Genomic DNA, 21,228 nt, shown 5'->3' on the forward strand with positions numbered 1-21,228 from the left:
AGGGCGAGGCCGAGCACATCGGCCAGGGCGTCAGCTTCTGCGCCGTCTGCGACGGTGCCTTCTTCGAGGACCTCGAGGTCGCGGTCGTGGGCGGCGGCAACACCGCCGTCGAGGAGGGCGCCTACCTCACGAAGTTCGCCTCCAAGGTCTACATCATCCACCGTCGCGACGAGTTCCGCGCCGACCGCGCAGCCATCGCCCAGGCGCTCTCCAACCCCAAGATCGTCCCCGTCTGGAACAGCGTCGTCGAGAAGATCGAGGGCGACGGCATGGTGGAAAACCTGGTCCTGAAGAACGTCAAGACCGGCGAGGTTTCCAACCTGGCCGTTTCGGGCGTCTTCATGTTCGTGGGACAGGCCCCCGACGACGACTGCGTGCGGGGGCTGGTGAAGGCCGAGAAGGGCGGCTGGATCATCACGAACGACCACATGGAAACTTCCGTTGAGGGCATCTTCGCCGCGGGCGACGTCCGCAGCAAGTACCTGCGCCAGGTCATCACCGCCGCAGCCGACGGCTCCATCGCCGCGATGGCGGCCTCCGCCTACATCAACGAGCAGGTGCACCTGCGCTCCACGCTCCTGGAGCCGGAGCACGTCAAGGCCTTCTTCTACTCCAGCATCGACGAGAAGCAGGCGAAGCTCTCCAACGCCGCAGAGGCCGAGGCCAAGGCCCGCGGCGTCAAGATCCCCGTCATCGACGGCTATCGCAACTCCCTCATGGCGGACAAGCTGGAGGTCACCGCCAAGATGCCTGCGGTGGTCGAGCTCAGCAAGGGCAAGGTCGTCAAGGTGACGACGGTCGCCTCCGAGGCGGAGCTGAAGAACGCCCTGTAGCACAGCCAAAGTCCTCCGCGGCCTCCTGCAGGAGGCCGCGGATTTTTGGGAGACCATAATACGGTTGACCGTCCTCAACCACCTGGCCACTGTTTCCTCAATGCATCCGGCGAAAGACGGCCCTCCGCCCGGTTCCCGTGCGAAGGACGGGGCAAAGAGTAAAAATTCTCTCCCGAACGGCCGACAATAATTACCAGGAGGGATATCGCCTATGGAAAACAGGAACAACGCACATTTTGCCTATCAGGCAACGCAGATATCGACGGCGACGAAGGAACAGCTCCTGCTGATCACCTACGACATCGGCATCAAGGCCTGCCGCATGGCGGAGGCGGCTCTGACGGGCGACGAGTCCGAAAAGGACCTGAGCGTGGCCAACCGTGAGATCATTCGGGCCCAGGAGGTCATCCGCGAGCTCATGGTGACGCTGAACACGGAGCGGGGCGGCGAGATGGCCCAGGGGCTGATGCGCCTCTACGATTACATGTACCAGCTTCTGGTGGACGCAAACATCAAGAAGGAGCCGGAGAACCTGCGCACCGTGCGCACGATGCTGGAGGAGCTGAAGACCGCCTGGGAGGACGCTCTGGTCAAGCTGCTGCAGGAGTATCAGGCCGCCCACCCGGAGGACGAGGACCTGAAGAACGCCCTGGCGGAGCTTCAGGGCACGGGGACGCCGGGCGCGGAAACGCCGGCCAAACCTGGAACGGCCGCCCCCACGCTCCCGCCCCGAAAGGCGGGTGGGGTCAACCTTGCCGGCTAACCTCCTCCGCGACGCAAAGAGCCTGCTGACACAGGAGATTCAGTTGTATAAGACGTTGAGGACGATGGTTTCCCGTGAACAGGAAGCCATCGTCCTCAACGAGGACATGGAGGAGCTGCTGCAGATCCTTCAGGAAAAGGATGGCGTCATCGCCCGCCTCCAGCTTCTGGCGGACTCCTGGGGGGACCTCCTTGGCTCTGCCGGGATTGCCGGGCCAGACGGCACGGAGGGTTTCTGGGAGCGCTTTCGAGCCCTCTTTCCCGACGACCGCGAGGTGTCTGCCATGCTGGACGAGGCCCGCGATGCGGCGGAGGATCTCATGAAGGCCGAGGACGAGTCCAAGCGCCTGCTGGAGCGCTACTCCGCCGGACTGCGGGAGCAGCTGGCCTCCATGGCGAAGGGGCGCTCCGTGGCGGCTAGTTACGAACGGATGGGAGGGGCATTCCAATGACGCACTCAAGGGCCTTGAAGCGCGGCCTCTGCCGCCTGCTCACCCTCGCCCTGGAAGCCCTCGCGCCCACCCCGGCCCTCTCCGCCGCAAAGCCCAAGCCCAAGAGCGAAAGCCGCAGCGCTGCGGTCCTTCAGCCGCAGACGGCCGCGTCCGAAGACGTCTTCGACGACCCCGACCTGGAGAAGGAGCGAGCCATCGGGCGAAGGGCCCTCGAAGAGATCGAGCGGCAGTGGCCGCTGGAATCCAACCCCGCCGCCATCGCACGGCTCACCATGATCCTGAACCGACTGGAACCCCACATGCAGCGCCGCATCCCCTACGAGATCCGCCTGGTGAAGACGGAGGCACTCAACGCCTTCTGTCTGCCCGGCGGCTTCATCTTCTTCACTTCGGGCCTCCTGGACCTCCTGAACACGGACTCCGAGATCGCGGCGGTGATGGCCCACGAGATGAGCCACGCGGACCGCAAGCACAGCCTGCGCATGGCGGCTGAGGCCAACAAGGTTTCGCTCGCCGCGCTGGCCGTGATGCTCCTGAGCGGCGGGGCCGGAGCGCCCATCATCCTGGCGCAGGTCGCACAGCTCGCCATCACGAACGCCTACTCCATAGAGCTGGAGACGGAGGCGGACCGTCTGGGGCTGGAAGCCCTCATCGCATCGGGCTACTACTCTCCCACGGGGATGGTGACCCTGATCGAGAAGTTCATGGACCAGGACCTGCGACAGCCCATCCGCGACTACGGCATCTACATGGACCACCCCACCTCCAAGCGGCGTCTTGAGGCCGTCCTGAAGACGCTCCGGGAGCGCGGGATTCCCGTGCGCCGAAAGTACTCCCTGGGGCTCCTCAGGACCGGCTTTCAGGAGGCAAAAGACCGGATCGACCTCACCGTTGACGGCCTGCCCGTGTGGGGAGGCAAAAAGACGCTGGCGACGCGCGAGGCCCTGACGAAAGCCAAGGAAGCCCTCGACGCCGACCTTCAGTTGGAGCTTCCCCCCTACGACCTCCACCTGGTCGGGGACGCCCTGTACGTCGGCAACCATCTGCTGGCCAGCCCCACGGAGGGGATGGACGGCGTGGACGGCTTCCGCGAAAAGCTGCTGATCGCGCTGAACGCGGCCCGCCGAAAGTCCCCGTCGGCAAAGTATTTTCAGTGAATATCTATCGTTAAAAGGAGCGTCCGTTCGGGGGCTCCTTTTTGACGACCTGAGCTCCGGCACGAAACGGTTCTGCCTAAGTTGCAATAAAGATTTGCATTTTCACCGTCCTTTACGGTATACTTCTCTAAAATGGTCGTGTGCCGTAGTGCATTATCGTGGAAGGAGATGCTGCTGCATGTCGGGTAACTGGAAGGATACGCTTACGGATCAGCTTTGCGATGCGTTTTTGACGCTCAAGACGCAGGAGGAGGTTTACGATTTCCTGGAGGACGTTGCCACGATCAGCGAGCTCAAGGCCCTCTCTCAAAGGCTTGAGGTGGCTCGTCTGCTTAAGGAGTCCAAGACCTATCCCCAGATTGCCCAGCAGACGGGGGCGAGCACCGCGACGATCAGCCGGGTAAAGAAGTGTCTTGACTACGGCACGGGAGGCTATAACGTCGTCCTGGAGCGGACGCAGAAGTAACCGCACCGGGAACGGACGGCAAAGGGGCTTCGCGCGTTGCGCGAAGCCCCTTTGCGTTATCTCTTCACTCCGTCCCTTCGGCAACGCCGGCGGGCTCCAGACGGAGAAAGCGCCCCCCGAGCACCGCTTCCGCGTCCGCGCCGTGTACGACGGCGATCAGCGTGCGCCCTCTGCGGGCGGCCTGAATAAAGTCGGCCGCGCGACGGAGGTTCACCCCATCCAGCCCGCTGAAGGGCTCGTCCAGCAGCACCAACTCCCCTGGCGCTATCAGCGCCCGCACCAGGGCCGTGCGCCGCGCCATCCCTCCCGATAGCTCCCTTGCGGGGACGTCGGCGCTCTCCCTCAGCCCCACCGCAGCCAGCGCGCGCAGAACCTCCTCTCGCGGAGGCGGACGCCGGCAGCCCAGGGCCACGTTCCACGCGGCAGACAGGTCCGGCAGCAGGCGGTCCTCCTGAAAGAGAGCCGACCGGGCGTCGGGCAACCCCAATATTTCCCCCGAGTCCGGCCGCTCCAGCCCCAGCATCACACGGCGGAGCGTCGTCTTGCCCACCCCGTTCTCCCCCGCCAGCACGGTGATCTCCCCCGCTCGGAACGTCAGGTTCAGGCCCTTGAACAGCGTCCTTCCTCCAAAAGACTTCGAGAGTCCCCGTACCTCCACGTCCCTCATCGGTCGCCCATCCGCAGCAGCCGGTAGAAGAGGGACAGCGCCAGCAGGGACAGCCGCTCCGCCGCCGCCCCAAGGAGCATGATGACGGCGGCCCACGCGAAGAGCTCGTCCGTCGCCAGAAAGACCTTCGCCCTGTAAAGCGCCTCGCCGATGCTGTCGGGCGGGACGCCGATGACCTCCGCCGCGACGCCGGCCTTCCAGGCCATCCCGGAGGAGAGGCGGAGCGCACCCTCCAAATGGGGCCGGGCCGCTGGCAGGAACAGCCAGCGCCATTGCTTGAGCCCGCTCCAGCGAAAGACCCTGGCCATCTCGACGAGCTTCGCGTCGGCGGCCCGGGCGCCCGTCAAAAGCGCCGTGCAGAGGATGGGGAACGCCACGACGACGACCACGGCCAGCGCGATGCCGCCGCTTGAGAACAGGATGAGGAGCAGGATGGCGACGGCGGCGATGGGCACGCTCTTCATGAAGGCGAGGAAGGGGGCTATGAGGAACTCCGCCGTCCCGGAGTAGAAACAGAGCGCGGCGGCGGGCGACGCCGCAAGCAGCGCCAGCAGGAGGCCGCCCATGACGTGCGCCGCCGAGGAGGCGAGGGCGCTCCAGAAGGCCCCGGTGTGCGCGAGGCGCAGGAGGGCGCGCAGCGCGTCCGACGGCGCGGCGACGGCGATCCCCTCCGAGAAGCGGAGGGCCAGCGCCTGCCAGACCGCCAGGAAGAGCAGGAGGGAGGCAACCCGGCGGAGGGGCCTCCTATCGGGCATAGTAGAAGGTTTCGTCCGGCAGGACGCCGCCTACGGACCTTGGGTCGGCGTCGAACAACACTTTGAGGTATCCGCTCAGCGCCCTCTGCATCTCCGTTCCCGCAAGGGCCGTGATGCTGCAGCGGGGAATGGCCCGCTCCGCGATCCCTGCGTCCTCCAGGACCCCGTGCTTCACGATAAGGCGCGCGGCCTCCGCCGGGTGCGCGTTGACCCACTCCGCGGACGATCGGGCCTCGCTCAGGAAGGCCGCCACCTCCGCATCGTGGGAGTCCACGTAGTCCCGGCCCGCCGCGTTGACGGCCATCACCAGCTCGGAGCCCAGGTCAAGCCGTCGCCACTCCTCCGTCAGGTCCAGCGCCTCCCTCAGCCCCTTCACCTTCATCGCGGCGACCTCGACGAAGGGATGCGGCAGCAGGGCCGCGTCCCCCTTCCCCGCGGCGAGGCCTGCGACGACGGCAGCGTGTTCGCTGAGCCACTCGACCTTACAGTCCGTCCCCGGCTCCAGGCCGTTCGACCTCAAGAGGAAGTTCAGCACGTACTCCGGGGAGGCCCCCCGGCCTGACGCCAGGATGGTCCTGCCCCTCAGGTCCCCCATGCCGTGGATCGCGTCCCCTTTCTCGACGATGGCCAGCACTCCCAGCGTGCTGGCGGAGAGGACCCGCACGCCGCCCTGCGTCCTGTTCCACAGGATCGCGGCCATGTTGGAGGGCATGGCCACGATGTCCGCAGCCCCCTGGACGAAGCGCGCCGTCAGGTCCTCCGGCGAGGCAGCGAGCTGAAACTCGTATCGGTTCTCCGTCCGTCCCGCCTCCGCCTCCTCCATGAGCCTGGCGAGCCCCATGCCCGTCGGCCCCTTGAGGCAGAGGACCCGAACGACCCCCTCCCCTCCCACCTCAGCCCCCAGCGCGGGAGCTGCGAGCAGCGGGGCAAGGACCGCGACAGCGGCGAAGAGCCCCGCCAAGGCACGAGCCCACGCAAAAAATCCCATTTCCGCCCCGTGTTTCATCGAAACTTTCCACTTCATTGAAACTTCCTCCATTTCTCTTCAGAATTTTTTCCTGCGGTCTTTGCTATAATTTTTGCTATAATATAAAAACCTCAACACCTTTTAAATCATTTTTTATTTTAAGGGAACAGGATTAACAGAGTTTAATCTATTTTAACTCACTCTATCGAGCGTTCTTCCCCGATGAGCGCATCGTCCGCACACCGAGGGCGCTGCTGATCCGCCGTACCGATACCTGCTAATTCTGTCCTTCCTTAAAATTATTATACCGATCCAACAGGAATTTCGCGACGCGCTGAAGGCAGGAATCCGTTCCATAATTTCGCAACGCCAACGGTAAGGGAGTGATCGTTTTGAGTCGTCTCAGCATCATCACGAACAACCAGGCCCAGGCGACGGTCGAGTCCCTCTACAAGGACCTCGAACGCCGGATCATCGCAAGCCCGCCTGGGATCTGTCCGCTGGACCTGGCCAGCAGCTTTCTGAAGCTCTGCGCCGCACAGACCTGCGGCAAGTGCGTTCCCTGCCGGGTGGGGCTGCCGCAGCTTGAGCGCCTCATCGAGGACATCCTGGACGGCCGGGGGACGCTGGACACCATCGGCCTGATCGAGCGCACGGCGGAGGCCATCTACGACTCCGCGGACTGTGCCATCGGGTTTGAGGCCGCCTCCATGGTCCTGAAGGGGGTCCGTGGGTTCCGCGACGACTACGTGGAGCACGTCACCAAGGGGCGATGCACCTTCGGGCTCTCGCAGCCGGTGCCCTGCGTTTCGCTCTGCCCCGCCCACGTGGACGTTCCGGGCTACGTGGCCCTCGTCGCCGCGGAGCGCTACCAGGACGCCGTCCGCCTCATCCGGAAGGACAACCCCTTCCCCACCGTCTGCGCCATGGTCTGCGAGCACCCCTGCGAGCGGCGCTGCCGCCGCAACATGGTGGACGACTCCATAAACATCCGAGGCCTGAAGCTTTATGCGGTGGAGCACGCGGGGGAGGTCCCCATCGAGAAGAAGGCCCCCGGCACGGGCAAGCGGGTGGCCATCGTGGGCGGCGGCCCCAGCGGCATCACGGCGGCCTACTACCTCGCCCTGATGGGACACGAGCCGGAGATATTCGAGCAGAGGAAGCACCTGGGCGGCATGCTGCGCTACGGCATCCCCGCTTACCGCCTGCCGCGCGAGGCGCTGGACGGCGAGATCGAGGCGCTGCTCTCCGCGGGGGTCAAGGTCCACCTGGAAACCTCCATCGGACCGGACTACCCGCTCGAAAAACTGCGCGGCGAGTTCGACGCCGTCTACATCGCCATCGGTGCCCACATCGACAAGCCCCTCGACATACCGGGCGAGGACGCAAAGGGCGTCGTTTCCGCCGTTTCCATCCTGCGCCGGATCGGCGACGACGACTATCCGGACCTGAAGGGCAGGGACGTGGTGGTCATCGGCGGCGGCAACGTGGCCATGGATTGCGCGCGGTCCGCGCTGCGCCTTGGCGCCAGGAACGTGGACATGGTCTACCGCCGGCGCAAGGCGGACATGACGGCGCTGGCCGAGGAGGTCGAGGCCACGGAGGTCGAGGGCTGCCAAATCTACGAGCTGGCGACGCCCCTGCGCGTCGAGGTGGACGAGGCTGGACATGCGAAGGCCCTGTGGATTCAGCAGCAGATGATCAGCGCCATCAAGGGCGGTCGTCCCACCCCGCGGCCCGCGAGCACCGAGCCGACGCGCCTGGACTGCGACCTCCTGATCGTGGCCGTGGGACAAGGCATCGAGTCCAAGGAGTTTGAAAAGGAGGGCGTGGCCGTCCGAAGGGGAAGCATTGCCTCCCTGGACAGCGAGGAGGTGTCCGGTATGCCAGGCATCTTCGCCGGCGGGGACTGCGTTTCCGGGCCGGCTACCGTCATCCGGGCCATCGCCGCGGGCAAGGTCGCTGCGGCCAACATCGACGAGTACCTGGGCTTCCACCACGTCATTCAGGTTCCGGTGGACATCCCAACGCCCGCGCCCCACAACAGGACGCCCTGCGGCCGCGTGAACCTGCGGGAACGTCCCGTTCCGGAGCGCGTTGGGGACTTTGAGAAGGTGGAGTGCGGCATGAGCCTTGAGGAGGCACAACAGGAGTCCCACCGCTGCCTGCGCTGCGACCACTACGGATTTGGAGTTTTCAAAGGAGGCCGTCAGCTGAAATGGTAAACGTCACGATCAACGACAAGGCGATTCAGGTCCCCGAGGGAACGACGATCCTGGAGGCCGCCCAGATGAACCACATCGCGATCCCGCACCTGTGCTTTTTGAAGGGGCTCAACGAGATCGGAGCCTGCCGCGTCTGTGCCGTAGAGGTCGAGGGATTGGAGAAGCTGGTCCCCGCGTGCAACAACGCGGCCGAGGAGGGCATGGTCATCCGAACCCCCCCAAGGTTCGCCAGGCCCGCCGCGTCAACGTGGAGCTCCTGCTCTCTCAGCACAACGCGCGCTGCGCCGAATGTACGCGGTCCGGCAACTGCGCCCTGCAGACCATCGCCAACGACCTAGGCATCCTGACCTCGCCCTACCACGAGGACCAGCCGGACTTCAAGTGGGACACGAGCTTCCCCCTCATCCGCGACGCGCAGAAGTGCATTAAATGTATGCGCTGCGTTCAGGTGTGCGACAAGATTCAGGACATGCACGTCTGGGACCTCTCCAAAACGGGCTCTCGAACCACGGTGGACTGCTCCGGCAACAAGACCATCACCGAGGCCAGCTGCAGCATCTGCGGCCAGTGCATCACCCACTGCCCCGTGGGAGCCCTCTACGAGCGCGACGACACGAAGGAGGTCCTGCACGCGCTGGCGGACCGCGACAAGATCGTCGTCGCCTCCCTGGCGCCCGCCGTCCGCTCCTCCTGGGGCGAGGCGCTGGGCCTCACGCACGAGGAGGCCAGTGCAAACCGTCTGGTCGCGGCGCTCCGAGCCATCGGCTTCGACTACGTCTTCGACACGGACTTCTCGGCGGACCTCACCATCATGGAGGAGGGCAGCGAGTTCGTCCAAATGCTGAAGGACGCTCCGGCCGAGCGCTTCCCCCTCTTCACCTCCTGCTGTCCGGGATGGGTGCGCTTCGCCAAGATGGAGTACCCGGACTTGGTCCCCCTGCTCTCCAGCGCCAAGTCCCCCCAGCAGATGTTCGGCGCCATCCTGAAGTCCTGGTACGCGAAGATCCTGAACGTCGAGCCGGGCCGCATCTACAACGTTTCCTTCATGCCGTGTACGGCAAAGAAGTACGAGTGCGGCGTTTCCGTGATGAACGGGTCCGGCGTGCGCGACGTGGACGTCGTCCTGACCGTCCGCGAGCTGGATCGCCTGCTGCGGTCGGAGAGCATCGACCTGAGATCTTTGGAGGAGGAGGAGTTCGACCTGCCCCTCGGCCTCGGAAGCGGCGCAGGCGTGATCTTCGGGACCACGGGAGGCGTCATGGAGGCCGCTCTGCGCAGCGCCTACTTCCTTGTCACGGGCAAGAACCCTGACCCGGACGCCTTCCAGGGGGTGCGCAACTACAAGGGAAGCTGGCAGGAAGCCCGGTTCGACATCGCGGGCCGGTCGCTGAACGTCGCCGTGGCCCACGGGCTGAAGAACGTGCGCCAGCTCTGCGAGGCCATCCGAAACCGGGAGGTCCGGTACGACTTCGTCGAGATGATGGCCTGCCCAACGGGGTGCGCCGGCGGCGGCGGCCAGCCCATCCACGACGGGATCGAGATGGGAGAGGAGCGCGGACGCCTGCTGCTGAACCTGGACCAAAAGGCCCCCATCCGCTTCTCCCACGAGAACCCCTCCATCGTGCAGTGCTACGACGACTACCTGGGCAAGCCCCTCAGCGAGCGTTCGCACCACCTGCTGCACACCGACCAGGCTCGTTGGGAGCTGTGGTAGGCTGAGGCCCGGTCAACGAGCCGGCGGCGGCGCACTGCCGGCCAACCCACACGGCAGCGCGCCGCGTCCAAAAACGTCAAAAAAGCGGAGGGGCAGCAGCCCTCCGCTTTCGTCTGTCCTCCGCCCGCGTTCGCCGACGCCTTATCTCACCGCCCCACTGACGACCGGCCGTGGCCTTTCACAAGGACGAACGCCGACGCAGTCATCATCCAATGCAGCGTCGCGCCCTTACGACCACCTCTCGATCTTGTACTGCAGATCGTATCGATACAGGACGCCCTTCTCGTGCAGGTTGCCCTTCTCGTGGATCAGGAAGTACGCGGGGGTCTTCGGGTCGATGATCTCCATCGTGCTGCCGTCTTCGAAGGAGATCTTCGTCCCGTACTCGCCCTTCGTCCCCTTGCAGGGCGTATCCGCCTTGTGTCCGGTCTTGAACCCCTTCCTGGAGGCCCCTCTCCCCGGACGCCCAATTCAAGGTCTGCAGGATCATCACCTCTCCGGCGTACGGGCTGGGCGGACGGATGTACGTGCAGGTCAACAAGGACGTCGATTTGAGGACCATCTCGTGGACGTCACCGTTGGGACCGACGAAGGTGCCGCGGCCGTCGTAGGGCCTCCAGTTGCCGTTAAGCCTGGCGAGGTCGACAGGCCCCCCCGGCGCGGGGGAAGGTCCGGGGTTGAGGTCGGGGTTCGGCGCAGGCTCCGGCGACAGCGCAGAATTTATGCGCCGGAGCGTATACCGAAGCTCCCTGATCCTTCCCCGCTCCATCGTCGTTCCCTTTTCCACGACCTTAAGGGTCTCACTGTCCACGACCGTAAAGGTCATGCTTCCGGACGTCTCCCCGGTCTCCTTGAACTTGAGGGTAAGGACGTCTGCAGCGCTTTCCCTGGCCTCCAAAAACGCGTTCGAAGCGTACTCCTTCTCGCTCCCGAAGTACTCGACGGACAGGGCGACCTGAGAGCTGGGAAGGATCTTCACTCGAACGTCCTCCCCCTCCACGGACTCCTCGCTCCCCTCCATGAGGAGGGTCCCCGCCGCATCCTCTGCCCTCCACTCCCCCCTGAAGTCCTCGAGGCGGTAGCCCCCCGGATCGGGGGTGGGGGTGGGCTTCCCCCCTCCCTTATCGCCTCAGCCTCCGCCGCCGCACCCCCCCAGGGACAGCAGCGCCGCGACCAGCAGCACGATCAGAACGCGAGACCATTCAAAACGACGCATACACCAACTCCTCCTTTCTGAATCATTCAAACGATCTTCCAAAATTTTACAGAAACAATCTCCGCGTTACAATCCCGCGGTCGCCCTCAACGCATCCCCATGCGCAGCCCCATCCCCACGAGCAGTAGCTGAAACGACGGGGACAGCAGCAGGGAGATGACGCCGATGATGATGCCAATGACGCCGAGAGCCACCTGCTTCTTGAAGGCTGCGACGAGCCCCAACAGGACCCCAAGGGGCGCGAACACGAGCGCGGCCAGGAAGATGCTGACGATGCTGCATACGATGCTGCAGATGCCCAGGGCGTTGCTCTGAGCCGGCGCCGCCACCGTCTGTCCCTTCTCCGCTCCATTCACCTGATTCACTCCGTTCTCCGACATACCAATCTCTCCTTTCGTTTTGTGGGGGCCTTTGTGCCCCTGCCTGCGTTACGCCCATAATTTATCGCGAGGGCGTCCACGTTGCAAATGCGTTTGATCGCCTCCCCGATTCCCCCGCAAAAAAGCAGAAAAACCGGAGGCCAGGCCGGCGCAGCCTCCCCAGTTCAAACGCATTTTGCCGAACGTTAAGGCGCGGATATACTTCGGGCTGCAACGACAAACACCCGCCGCACGAGGCTGCGGGGAAAAAAGGGAGGGTCTATTGCAATGGAACGCTGTGACGGCAACCTGCTGCTCCTCGGCGACGATGAGGAGAAGCAGAAAACATGCGAGAGGCTGATCCGTACCTGGAGTGGACGGGAGGGCGCCCTGGTGGTCTTCGACTCCAGGGGATGGAGCGAGGAGTACGGCGATGGGCATCTCGCGGCATCCGGCGCGGGCAACGTCCCCGATTACCTGCAGCCCGTGCTGCAGCACCCTGAGCTGGGCGCGACCCCCGGCGCAGCCGCCGAGTACCTGGCCCCGATCTGCACGCCAAAATCTTTCAGGCTGAACGTAACAAACGATGAGTTCTGGGAGAACATGGCGTTCCAGACCAACGCCCAGTACCTGGAGTACCAGGTTGCGCTCCTGAAGCAGGAGGACGACGGACACACCCTCCGCACGGCGGCGAAGAGGCACAGGCTCCTGCTGGAGGGGATGGAGGCAATCGCTCTTAGCAACAAAGATGAAATCGAAGGCCAGATCAAAAAAATCAAGGAGGAGTCGGCCGCCGATCAAGGGCTCAACCCCAAGATATTCTCTGAGGACGACCCCTTCGATCCCGCATGGAAGCCGGTACTCCGCAGCCGATCGGTACTCTCCAGCCCGCCCCAGGGGCAAGGCGCTCCAAAGGAGGCCCGGCAGGAAATTAAAGCGCTGGGGGCCATGGGGCTCTTCCAGTACACCACCGCTCCCTTCAAGGGGACGCTCATGGGAAAGGGAGGGACACAGGGCGGACACTTGGCACTCTCGGTACTTCGCACGGCTCAGGCGCAGCACTCCTCCCTGGCGGCGCTTTTCAACGCCATGATTCGGGCGGAAAAGCGGGCGAAGCTCCTGTCCGGCGCCCCATTCGGCGTCGAAGAATTCGTCCGCACCCCAACGAAGGCCCTCTTCGTTCCAGCGCTGCGCAATCCGGAAGCGAACGCCGGCCTGGCCCGGGTAGCGCTGGCGGGACTTTGTGCGGCCGCCGACGCCCAGGAGCGCCGGGTGACGTTCCTCGTGCCGGACCTGGAACGGTGGGGACTGTGGCGGGGGCTCCTTCACGTGCTGGACGTCTTTCCTGAGAGCGTGCGCTTCATCGTCGGGTACGGCGACCTCTACGCGCTGAGGCAGGCGCTGGGACAGGAGCGCAGGGATGAAGTCCTCAGCCAGCTCCTGCCCCATGCCGACGCGGTGGCCTGGCACCACACTCAGGACCCGATGCTGAACGACGTCTTCAAAGAAAGGTTCTCGAACAAGGTTCGAGTCTGCGAGCTGAACATGCTTGAGGGGTACGTCGCGTGGGAGCGGAGGGGAAGGAAACTCGAATTCATCCCGGAGGATGACTTGTCGGAGCCTGAGCGCCTCGGTCCGACCGAGGACGCTCTGGCAGAAAGGAGCGTTTGAGATGAGGCTGAAGGTTCTTCCCCCCAACTGCAGGAAATTCGGAAAGGAGCTGTCCGACCCCGATAACTTCCAGCAGGGCCTGCTGGTCGACGAAAAACTTTTGGAGAGGCTGACGGGGATTCTGATGCAATCCGACCACAACAACATCGCCCTGGTCGGGGACCCTGGGGTCGGCAAGACGGCCACGGTCCAAGCGCTCGGTCAGTTCCTCGTCCGGACGAACCAGAGTTTCAGGCTTGCGGAGATCGACCTGAACCTGCTTTTTGCCGAATGTCCCACGTATTCGGAGCAGGGGCTGAGGCTGAAGCATCTGTTCCGTGAGGCGGAGGAGCACTCGATCGTCCTGTTCTTCGACGAAGGGCATCGGCTGTGCAACGATCACGGCAGCAACAGCATCGCCAACATCGTGAAGCCGCTCGTCACGAACCCCAGGCTTCAGTTGATCCTGGCGACGACGTGCGAGGAGTACCAGCGCTACATCACCACCGACAGGGCGTTTCGCCGCCGGTTCCGGGAGCTGGAGGTGACCGAGCCCAACGCGGAGGATACGGCCCGCATCCTGGAGAGCGTGGCTAAGGTGCGCTACAAGGACATTGTGTTCGAGGACGGGGTCTTCGCCTTCATCGCAGAGCTCAGCCAATCGATCATGGAGGAGCGATACAACCCGGACAAGAGCCTGGAGGTCCTGGACGCGGCAAGCGGCCGACACCGTCTTCTGACCCCGGGCGCCGCGCTGAACGTGGACGAGGTGAGGACGACGGTGCAGGAACAGTTTTTCGGAGCGGAACCCAGGGTGGGATTCCGTGGGCCCCATGGACTATAATTTAGGGAGGAACGATCATGATCACAGGACGCAAAGGCGAGACCCGCAACGTCTACAGTTGTCTTTTCGAGGATCGCATCGTCTTCCTTGGAAGCCCCATCGACGACGAGGTCGCGAACCACATCGTCGCACAACTGTTGCTGCTGGCAAATCGGGACCAGAAGAAGGAGATCAGCCTGTACATCAACAGCCCCGGAGGCAGCGTGACGGCCGGACTGGCGATCTACGACACGATGCAGTTCGTCTCCTGTCCGGTGGCTACCACCTGCATCGGTCAGGCGGCAAGCATGGGAGCCGTCCTCCTCGCCGCTGGGACGAAGGGCAGGCGGAGCGCGCTCCCCCACTCGAAGATCATGCTCCACCAACCTCTCGGCGGGACGGGAGGACAGGCCTCGGACGTGGCGATCTTCGCCCAGGAGCTCCTCAGGACGCGCAAGGTCCTGAACGCCCTCATAGCCCGTCACACGGCTCAGAAGCTCGAGAACGTCGAGAAGGACACGGATCGGGATTTCTTTATGTCCGCCCAGGAAGCGCAGAAGTACGGGATCATCGACGAGGTCATTCGGGATTGAATCCACATGGATACGACCCCGCGATCACGGCGAAACAGGGTAAAACTTTCGAGGAGGGCCTTGAGATGCCGAAGGATGTGCTCTATCCAACCCCTGATCAGATCAAAAGGATAAGAGATTACTGCGAAAAATGGGTGGAGGCTCAAGCGGTCGTGCGGCGCCGCATGGACGCTTACGAGGAGGACTACGCCGCTTTCGAGAAGAAAAAGGCGGAGAAGGGGAATCCCACCCTCCTCGATGACGACCCGGCCGGGAGGACGTGGGTCGAAAAGATACGCGATGAGCTCAACGGTGAATTCCAACTCGATAAAGGCTACGCCCTCATCGTAGATGGCCCGGATAAGGTTCGATGTTGGGCGCCGAACGACATCGCCGCGGTGACGGACCTGCACGTCACGACGATAACGCGCCGCCTGAACGCGATCGGGAAGGCCCACTCGGCGGACTGGCGGAGGCGACTGAAGGCCTGCACGCACAAGACGGAGAGACCTCCCGTATACGGCGACGGCATCTTCGACGTCTTGATGGATTGGAAGGCCGAGGACTACCTGAAGAAAACGATCCTCGACCCGCACCACTACAAGGGGGAGAAACTCTCCAAGGAGGATGAATATCAGATCCGTAGCTTCTGGCAGGAGGCAATGGACGAGGCCAGGAGAGCGTACGACGACAGGAGGGCCGAGGAGCCGGAGGTGAGCCCGGAGCAGGAGGAAGAGCTGCTGCGCTTCGTCATGGACGTTTCGGCCGAAGATGAGCCGGAGTGGTCGTTCCGGCTCCCATGGGACAGGCCGTCTCATCACGGGGACGTTCCGGACGAGGGAGAGCCGAGGGGGGCGGCACTTGGAGGGTTCAAGGACGCCTTCACGGAGCTTTGGCACAGCATGTCGCACTGGAAGGGGAACCTGAGCGCAGCCGCCCTCCTGTCGATCTACTCGGAACTGTCCCTCATCTTGAGCAGCCTCTACGCCTGGTTCCCCCTGATCGCTCTTTTGGTCCTCGCGACGTGCTTCCTGTGCCTGCGGTACAGGGTTCCGCCGCGGTCCTTCTGGGGCGCCACGGGGTCCACCGCGATCCTGTTCCTGGGGCTGTGGGTCCTCTGCTTCGTGGGGCGCGGCTTCTCCGCGGAGAACCCCAGCCCCCTGATGCGCATCCCCCTGATGAAGGACCTTCAGCAGGGCATCGCCCGTCTGGAGGGCATCGAGGCGAGGCGGACCGCCGAAACTCAGGCGATGTTGGAGGAGGCGCTGCAGGTCACCCACGCCTTCCTGCGGGAACGGCGCAGGACCGACACGCCCGTGTCGGAGGCGGAGTACCAGCAGATGCTGCACAAGACCGAGGCGCGGGAGACCCCGGAGTCCCTCCGGCCCCTCCGCTCCGAGCTGCGCGTCAACGAAGCCCTGATCTACCTCCACTGGGCCTTCGACGATTACCGGTCGGGCCTCACCAAGCTCCAGGCGGCGGAACAGCTTCTGCTCCAGACCAGGGAGGAACTGACGCTGGCCGGACGAGGACACGACGTCCTTCGGGGAAGGACCGCCCTCGCGCTGTCCGAGGTCCTCTACGCCGGCATGGAGCGCGGCCTGTGGGGCGAACGTGCGGACGAGGCCATCCGCGCAGCCGACATGGCGTCGTCGCTCCTGCGGGACCGAGAGCCACGGGAGGCGATTGTGGCTCAGGAGGCCCGTTCCCACCTTCTCTACTTCCGCGGAGGACAGTCCATCGACCCGAACTCGGCGGACCTTCGGCACGCCGAGGAGGCCGCGCGGGAGGGCCTTGCCCTCTCTGCGCGGAACGAGGGCTTCCTGTACCCTGAACTCGCCTTGGCACTGGGGCTTGCCCTGTCGGCCCAGGAGAACGCCAGAAAGGCCATTCAAGCCTTCACGGACGGCCTCCGGCACACGGACATGCAGCTCCAGCCCAACCTGTACGTCGCGCTCTCCGCGGCTCTGGCGGATGCCAACGCAGTGCTCTGCCTCGGCACGAAGGACCCCGTCTCGCGCAGGGATGCCGAAATGGCGCTGTCGGCGGCCTTCGGCGTCATGAACCGCTACGCTCATCTGACCTCGGACGCTTTCCTGCACTTCGCGCTGGCGCGGGCCTCCCTCGCCGCGGGGCTGGCGGCGCAGAACGGAGAGGACCTCGAACGGGCACTTTCGAGCGTGAACCGGGTCCTCGACGTCTGGACGTTCACCCCCTACACGTCGAACCACATCCAGGCGGCCTGTACCAAGGCCGCGATCCTGACGGGGATGACCTTCCTGCCCAAAAAGCACGAGGACTTCGACAGGCTGGAGAAGGCGGGGATCGAGATGGGCTCCGGGGCGGGCGATATCCTTCGGAACGCCGCGCGCGACGCCCGCAGGACGCGCATCCTGATGGATCAGGCCGTCAACCGCGACGCCCTGCGCAAGGCCGTTCAGACTTTGGAGCAGATCGCCTACTACGACCGGACCAACCCGACCCTCGCTCGGAAGTGCGCCACGGACCTGTTCAACGCCTACCTGGTCCTGGTGGAGGCCCACGCCGCTGCGGGGGCCATGGATAAGCTGTTCGGGCCGGAGGACGACGAGGATCACTGTGCCGCGGCAGAACGGGCCCTCCACCGCGCCCGTGAGCTGGCCGGAGGGCAGGGGACGAAGAAGATCGAGCGCGCGGAGTCGTCCTTGCAAAGACTCCGCCTGTCCTCCAGCGCGGCACAGATGCTGATGCGCCTGTCCGGAAAGACGTCGCAGGACCTCATGGGTCGAACGGCGCGCTGAAGCGACCGCGCGGAGCCTCGTAGGGGATGCCGAAGTCCGCGCAGATACCCCGCGTAAAGAGCAAGTGAACGACCGGAACGCCGCGCGCGAGGTATTCATAGATCAGTCCTCGTTCCTCATTTTGGGGGATGGAGGCCGGCTTCCTCAGGAGCCCGTGTCCGAGGCTCAGGACCTTCATTTCCCCCGCGCCCTCCGCCCCAAGGCTCGTGGCGGGGCCGCCGCAACTGACAAAACACCGGACGCCGGGGGGCGCGTCGAAGATGTCGAGTCGCCGCCGAATGGCGCCCGACAGGGAGGGTTCCTCGATGCTGGGTTCGCTCCGCGAATCCAGCAAGGACCGCACCGTCGGCCAGGGGTCCTCCAGGAGCGTCTCCGCCAGCCGATCCCCTGCCCCGCCCGGTGAGACCGCCGCAAGGCGCGTTCGCAGAAGCCCCTGTCGGTTCAAGAGGTCCAACATGACGGGGAATGTAAACCCCGGGGTCGTCCCGCCGTACATGGAGGACCCATAGGACAGAACCATCCGCACCTTGAGCCCCATGACCTCCGCGGCGCAGAGAACGGCAAGGGAATAGCCGGGGAATGAGCCGCTGGCGTTGACGGCGATCCAGTCCCCCGATACCGTTCCGGCTCGCCGCAGGTACGCCTCCACCGCGTCCGCCATCTCAGGCCGCGCGGACGCGCGCTTGTCCGCCAGGTCGCCGAGGGTGGTCGTCAGCGGGGAGAACTCCACGCCGATCAGGCCGCTTCCGTCGGGGTCCGTCTCCGGATCGAACAGCCCCAGCCGGCTCCTCTCCACCAGAAGGACGTTCTCGCACCGCCGCATGAGCTCTGCGGCCTGCCGTGCGGCGGCCGGTGAAGGGAGCGGCCCCAGCAGCATCGCGCAGAGCAAAGCCGCCAAAGCCTTTCTCGGGAACCCGTTCCCACTTCGCCCCAAAAGGGCGGAGCGGCCCGAAGGCCGCTCCGCAACACGTTGAACGACGTTCATGACGTCCCCGTCTACTTCTTGGGGGCCTCCTTGGAGGATCGGCGCAGGGTATCGAAGCCCACCGTCTTGTTCCACCACTCAGGATACGGCGTTGCCTTGACGTCCGTGTAACCCAGAGCGTACTTGGAGAGCAGGCGATCTCCCAAGGACTGCCAGCGGTCGTGCCAATCCGTGGCGTGGCTGTAGGCGAAGTCCGTGATCAGGTCGATGGCGTCGTCCCGCTTGTCGTCCTTGATCAACTGCGCTGCGGCGTTCTGGATCAGCGGGGCCTGGAGGTAGAGGGGCTTCAGCTTGGCGTCGCGGGCCTTGTGGATCTCCTCGCGGGCATCCTGGTAGCGCAGGCCCGCGATCTCCTGCACGCGGGTGCAGGTCCACCAGCCGGACTTCGGGTCGTAGGGATGGAAGCGGTCGCCGATGGAGTAAAGCGGGGGCAGCGCCCTCATGATCGGCCACAGCGGCGTGATGTAGGTGGTGTCCGGCGCGCCATAGCCGTACCAGCTGATGCCGCGGACCTCCTCGGGAAGGTCCCCGCGAACCTGCGCAATGTGCACGTAGCAGGTGCGCATCATGTTGATGGAGCGCTCCCAGGAAGCGTCGGGGTTCTCCTTGCTGGAGTTGGCAAAGCGGATGGGGTTCCCCCACGGGCCGGCCTGGATGCCCTGGCTCAGGTCGAAGGACGTCCCCGCGTACCAGTCGCCCTTGATCGTGAAGATGTCCTGAACGGTCAGCTTGCGGTCCGGCTTGATGGACATCGGATAATCGTACTCGTCCGGTCCCATCTTGAAGCTCTCCGGCGCCAACAGGGACAGCACGCGCCACTCGCGGCGCGTCGAGTAGAGCTCCGTCGAGGGCGAGTAGACATCGGCCGGGCTGAAGTCCTTCTCGTTCACGTCCTTGGCCTCGATGAAGCCGTTCTTCACGGCGAAGTCCACCAGGTCCGGGCAGTGCATCACGTTTTCCTTGTCCGTCAAGTCAAGGTGACGCAGGCGGGCGGCGCGAAGCCCAATCCCCCCTCCCCCATTCGGACAGAGCCGGATGAGCTCACGCTGAACGCCAACGGTACCTCGCAGTACCTGCAAGTGCGGGCCAATGGCAGCTGGACGGTGAGCGCCTCGGAGAACTGGGTCACTGCTCCTAAATCGGGGGCCGGCGACGAGAAGATTAATGTCGGCGCTAAGCCCAACAATAGCTCCAAGGAACGCACCGCCAAGCTCACCTTCAAGCTCAACAACGGAAAAGGTGAGATCACGGTCACAATTAAGCAGGGCGCGAGCATTAGGCCCCAATCACTGATCAGCAGCGCTGCCAAACGGCTGAATCTGAAGAAAGACGGCGGGACACAATTGGTCGATGTCAATGTCGGATCCTCCAACTCGGATATTCAGCCGTCCGTGGGGAAAGATGTCGCCGACTGGCTGAAGGTCTCTTTTGAGAAGGGCACAAACCGAATCAAAGTGGAGACTCAAAAGAACACCGGATACAAGAAGCGTGTCGGCCTAGTGAAGGTGATCTTAAACGAGAACGGCCAGCAGATCGAAGACGAGTTTTACGTAGTGCAGGATCCGGAGACTAAGCCTGCCGTGGCCGTCAGCGGAATCTCGCTCAATCCCGCAGCCATGACCATGGGCGGCGGTGGCGGCACGGTCGGCTTCAACGTCTATGCCGACAAGGGATGGACGATCAGCGGCAGCCCCGACTGGATGCACCCCGACGCCACACGTGGCTCGGGCACGCGCCTCGTCATCGTCCGCTTCGACCGCAATGAGTCCGGCGCCGAACGCACGGGCAAGCTCACCGTCAAGAGCGACGACGGCAAAGCCGAACGCACCTTCACCCTCACCCAGCGCGCCGGCCAACGCAAGCCCACGCCCAGCCCCGGCAGCACCCCACCCGAGGAATACGACTACGACCTGGCGCTGAACCCCGAAGAGATCACCGTCGGCCCGTCGGACGGCGCCGGTAGCTCGATCAGCGTCGCGACGAGTCGCCTCTGGGCCGGCTCCACGACCGAGGACTGGATCAAGCTCAATCAAGCCGTAGGCCGCGGCAATGGCTCGTTCACGTTCACCGTCGCCCCCAACCCGTCCAAGGAGATGCGCCACGGCACGATCACCGTCCGCACCGAGCAAGGCATGGACGAGCTGAAAGTGGCCATCCACCAGCAGGGCAACGACGGCACCATCGTGCCACCCTCCGAGGTGAAGGTCTCTAACGTCACCCTCGACCCGGCCACGATCACCGTCAACGGCGACCTCTCCACGGCGCTCATCTCGGCCATCGTCTCGCCGGACAACGCGCGCAACAAGGGTCTCCTCTGGATGAGCTCCAACGCCTCCGTGGCCACCGTGCAAGTCTTCACCCCGACGCTGTCGGCCGCACTGCCCCAGCTGCGCTTCGCCCCCGACGCCGACGACTACGCACTCGTGACCATCGTCGGCAAGGGTAAGGCCACGATCGCCGCCACCACCTCCGACGGCAGTGGCATCGTCGCCCGCTGCGAGGTGAACGTCCTCTCGACCGTCGCCAACACCGTGCCCTACGCCCCACAGGCGAAGGTCTACACCGTCGGCCCGACGCTCTACCTCTCCCTCCCCACCGCAGAGGCGGTGCAGGTCTACACCCTCGCCGGCACGCTCTACCGCACCTGGCAAGCCCCCGCCGGCGACACCTCGCTGACCCTCCCCGCCGGCACCTACATCGTCAAGGTCGGCCCGCTGACGGAGAAGGTGGTGGTTCGGTAGGTGTTTAATTGTTGGGGCTGCGCCCCGTTGAGATGTTTAGGCGGGCCCCTGCGGGGGCCGGCGAATTTGGCCAGGTACCTGGCAAACTTGGCTGGCGTCCCTGA

Annotated in this window: 20 protein-coding genes; 13 read left to right on the forward strand and 7 right to left on the reverse strand. The window is 64.5% G+C overall.

Annotated features, from left to right (window positions below; all coding sequences use genetic code 11):
• The 5 genes from Q0629_RS06915 to Q0629_RS06935 form a co-directional block, all read left to right on the forward strand.
• Positions 1-833, forward strand: an 833-nt coding sequence (locus tag Q0629_RS06915; RefSeq protein WP_298780616.1) for an FAD-dependent oxidoreductase, incomplete at its 5' end; no start/stop codon positions are given.
• A 211-nt stretch (positions 834-1,044) separates the two neighbouring features.
• Positions 1,045-1,596 carry a flagellar export chaperone FliS gene (fliS, locus tag Q0629_RS06920; protein ID WP_298780618.1) on the forward strand — a complete coding sequence of 184 codons (552 nt, stop codon included), beginning with the start codon at positions 1,045-1,047 and terminating at the stop codon, positions 1,594-1,596.
• The gene (gene flgN / locus Q0629_RS06925) at positions 1,574-2,047 is read left to right on the forward strand and encodes a flagellar export chaperone FlgN (protein ID WP_298780620.1); all 474 of its coding nucleotides are present in this window, start codon (positions 1,574-1,576) and stop codon (positions 2,045-2,047) included. Before fliS ends, flgN begins: the two co-directional genes overlap by 23 nt.
• Positions 2,044-3,204, forward strand: coding sequence for a M48 family metalloprotease (locus Q0629_RS06930; RefSeq protein WP_298780622.1), 1,161 nt, complete (start codon positions 2,044-2,046; stop codon positions 3,202-3,204). The genes flgN and Q0629_RS06930 overlap by 4 nt, the downstream gene beginning before the upstream one ends.
• Before the next feature lie 178 nt (positions 3,205-3,382).
• Positions 3,383-3,670 (forward strand): YerC/YecD family TrpR-related protein, encoded by a 288-nt coding sequence (locus Q0629_RS06935; RefSeq protein ID WP_298780623.1) that lies wholly within the window; start codon positions 3,383-3,385, stop codon positions 3,668-3,670.
• Positions 3,671-3,734: 64 nt separating this feature from the next.
• Here the strand turns inward: Q0629_RS06935 and Q0629_RS06940 are convergent, their stop codons facing one another.
• The 3 genes from Q0629_RS06940 to Q0629_RS06950 are packed head-to-tail and all read right to left on the reverse strand — an operon-like array spanning position 3,735 to position 6,116.
• Positions 3,735-4,337 carry an ATP-binding cassette domain-containing protein gene (locus Q0629_RS06940; RefSeq protein ID WP_298780625.1) on the reverse strand — a complete coding sequence of 201 codons (603 nt, stop codon included), beginning with the start codon at positions 4,335-4,337 and terminating at the stop codon, positions 3,735-3,737.
• A complete protein-coding gene (locus Q0629_RS06945; RefSeq protein ID WP_298780627.1) occupies positions 4,334-5,092 on the reverse strand; it encodes an ABC transporter permease subunit in 759 nt (252 codons plus the stop codon). The genes Q0629_RS06940 and Q0629_RS06945 overlap by 4 nt, the downstream gene beginning before the upstream one ends.
• Positions 5,082-6,116, reverse strand: a complete 1,035-nt coding sequence (locus Q0629_RS06950; protein ID WP_298780629.1) for an MqnA/MqnD/SBP family protein — start codon at positions 6,114-6,116, stop codon at positions 5,082-5,084. The genes Q0629_RS06945 and Q0629_RS06950 overlap by 11 nt, the downstream gene beginning before the upstream one ends.
• A 326-nt stretch (positions 6,117-6,442) precedes the next feature.
• Between Q0629_RS06950 and Q0629_RS06955 the strand changes: the two genes are divergently transcribed.
• Genes Q0629_RS06955 through Q0629_RS06965 form a run of 3 tightly spaced genes read left to right on the forward strand, consistent with a single transcriptional unit; the run spans position 6,443 to position 9,998 of the window.
• The gene (locus tag Q0629_RS06955) at positions 6,443-8,284 is read left to right on the forward strand and encodes an NAD(P)-binding protein (RefSeq protein ID WP_298780631.1); all 1,842 of its coding nucleotides are present in this window, start codon (positions 6,443-6,445) and stop codon (positions 8,282-8,284) included.
• Positions 8,278-8,622 (forward strand): 2Fe-2S iron-sulfur cluster-binding protein, encoded by a 345-nt coding sequence (locus Q0629_RS06960; protein ID WP_298780633.1) that lies wholly within the window; start codon positions 8,278-8,280, stop codon positions 8,620-8,622. The genes Q0629_RS06955 and Q0629_RS06960 overlap by 7 nt, the downstream gene beginning before the upstream one ends.
• Entirely contained in the window at positions 8,532-9,998 is a 1,467-nt protein-coding gene (locus tag Q0629_RS06965) for a [FeFe] hydrogenase, group A (protein WP_298780635.1), read from the forward strand. The genes Q0629_RS06960 and Q0629_RS06965 overlap by 91 nt, the downstream gene beginning before the upstream one ends.
• A 205-nt stretch (positions 9,999-10,203) precedes the next feature.
• Here Q0629_RS06965 and Q0629_RS06970 read toward each other — a convergent pair whose 3' ends face one another.
• On the reverse strand, positions 10,204-11,019 hold the full coding sequence (locus Q0629_RS06970; protein WP_298780637.1) for a hypothetical protein: 816 nt from the start codon (positions 11,017-11,019) through the stop codon (positions 10,204-10,206).
• Positions 11,020-11,300: 281 nt separating this feature from the next.
• Complete coding sequence (locus tag Q0629_RS06975; protein ID WP_298780640.1) at positions 11,301-11,594, reverse strand: hypothetical protein; 294 nt, start codon at positions 11,592-11,594, stop codon at positions 11,301-11,303.
• Positions 11,595-11,861: 267 nt separating this feature from the next.
• Here Q0629_RS06975 and Q0629_RS06980 point away from each other — a divergent pair, with 267 nt between their 5' ends.
• From Q0629_RS06980 to Q0629_RS06995, 4 genes are all read left to right on the forward strand, one after another.
• Positions 11,862-13,244 (forward strand): hypothetical protein, encoded by a 1,383-nt coding sequence (locus Q0629_RS06980; RefSeq protein WP_298780642.1) that lies wholly within the window; start codon positions 11,862-11,864, stop codon positions 13,242-13,244.
• 1 nt (position 13,245) lies between these two features.
• Entirely contained in the window at positions 13,246-14,067 is an 822-nt protein-coding gene (locus Q0629_RS06985) for an AAA family ATPase (protein ID WP_298780645.1), read from the forward strand.
• Between the two features lie 17 nt (positions 14,068-14,084).
• Positions 14,085-14,639 (forward strand): ATP-dependent Clp protease proteolytic subunit, encoded by a 555-nt coding sequence (locus Q0629_RS06990; RefSeq protein WP_298780648.1) that lies wholly within the window; start codon positions 14,085-14,087, stop codon positions 14,637-14,639.
• Positions 14,640-14,704: 65 nt separating this feature from the next.
• Entirely contained in the window at positions 14,705-17,398 is a 2,694-nt protein-coding gene (locus Q0629_RS06995; RefSeq protein WP_298780652.1) for a hypothetical protein, read from the forward strand.
• Here the strand turns inward: Q0629_RS06995 and pgsW are convergent.
• On the reverse strand, positions 17,376-18,275 hold the full coding sequence (pgsW, locus tag Q0629_RS07000; protein WP_298780654.1) for a poly-gamma-glutamate system protein: 900 nt from the start codon (positions 18,273-18,275) through the stop codon (positions 17,376-17,378). The two genes, Q0629_RS06995 and pgsW, sit on opposite strands and share 23 nt — an antisense overlap.
• A 119-nt stretch (positions 18,276-18,394) precedes the next feature.
• Positions 18,395-19,354, reverse strand: coding sequence for a C69 family dipeptidase (locus tag Q0629_RS07005; RefSeq protein WP_298780656.1), 960 nt, complete (start codon positions 19,352-19,354; stop codon positions 18,395-18,397).
• Here Q0629_RS07005 and Q0629_RS07010 point away from each other — a divergent pair.
• Entirely contained in the window at positions 19,328-21,124 is a 1,797-nt protein-coding gene (locus Q0629_RS07010) for a BACON domain-containing carbohydrate-binding protein (RefSeq protein WP_298780657.1), read from the forward strand. The two genes, Q0629_RS07005 and Q0629_RS07010, sit on opposite strands and share 27 nt — an antisense overlap.
• Positions 21,125-21,228 lie beyond the last annotated feature (104 nt).

Source organism: uncultured Fretibacterium sp., assembly GCF_938030725.1.
Lineage (GTDB): Bacteria > Synergistota > Synergistia > Synergistales > Aminobacteriaceae > Fretibacterium.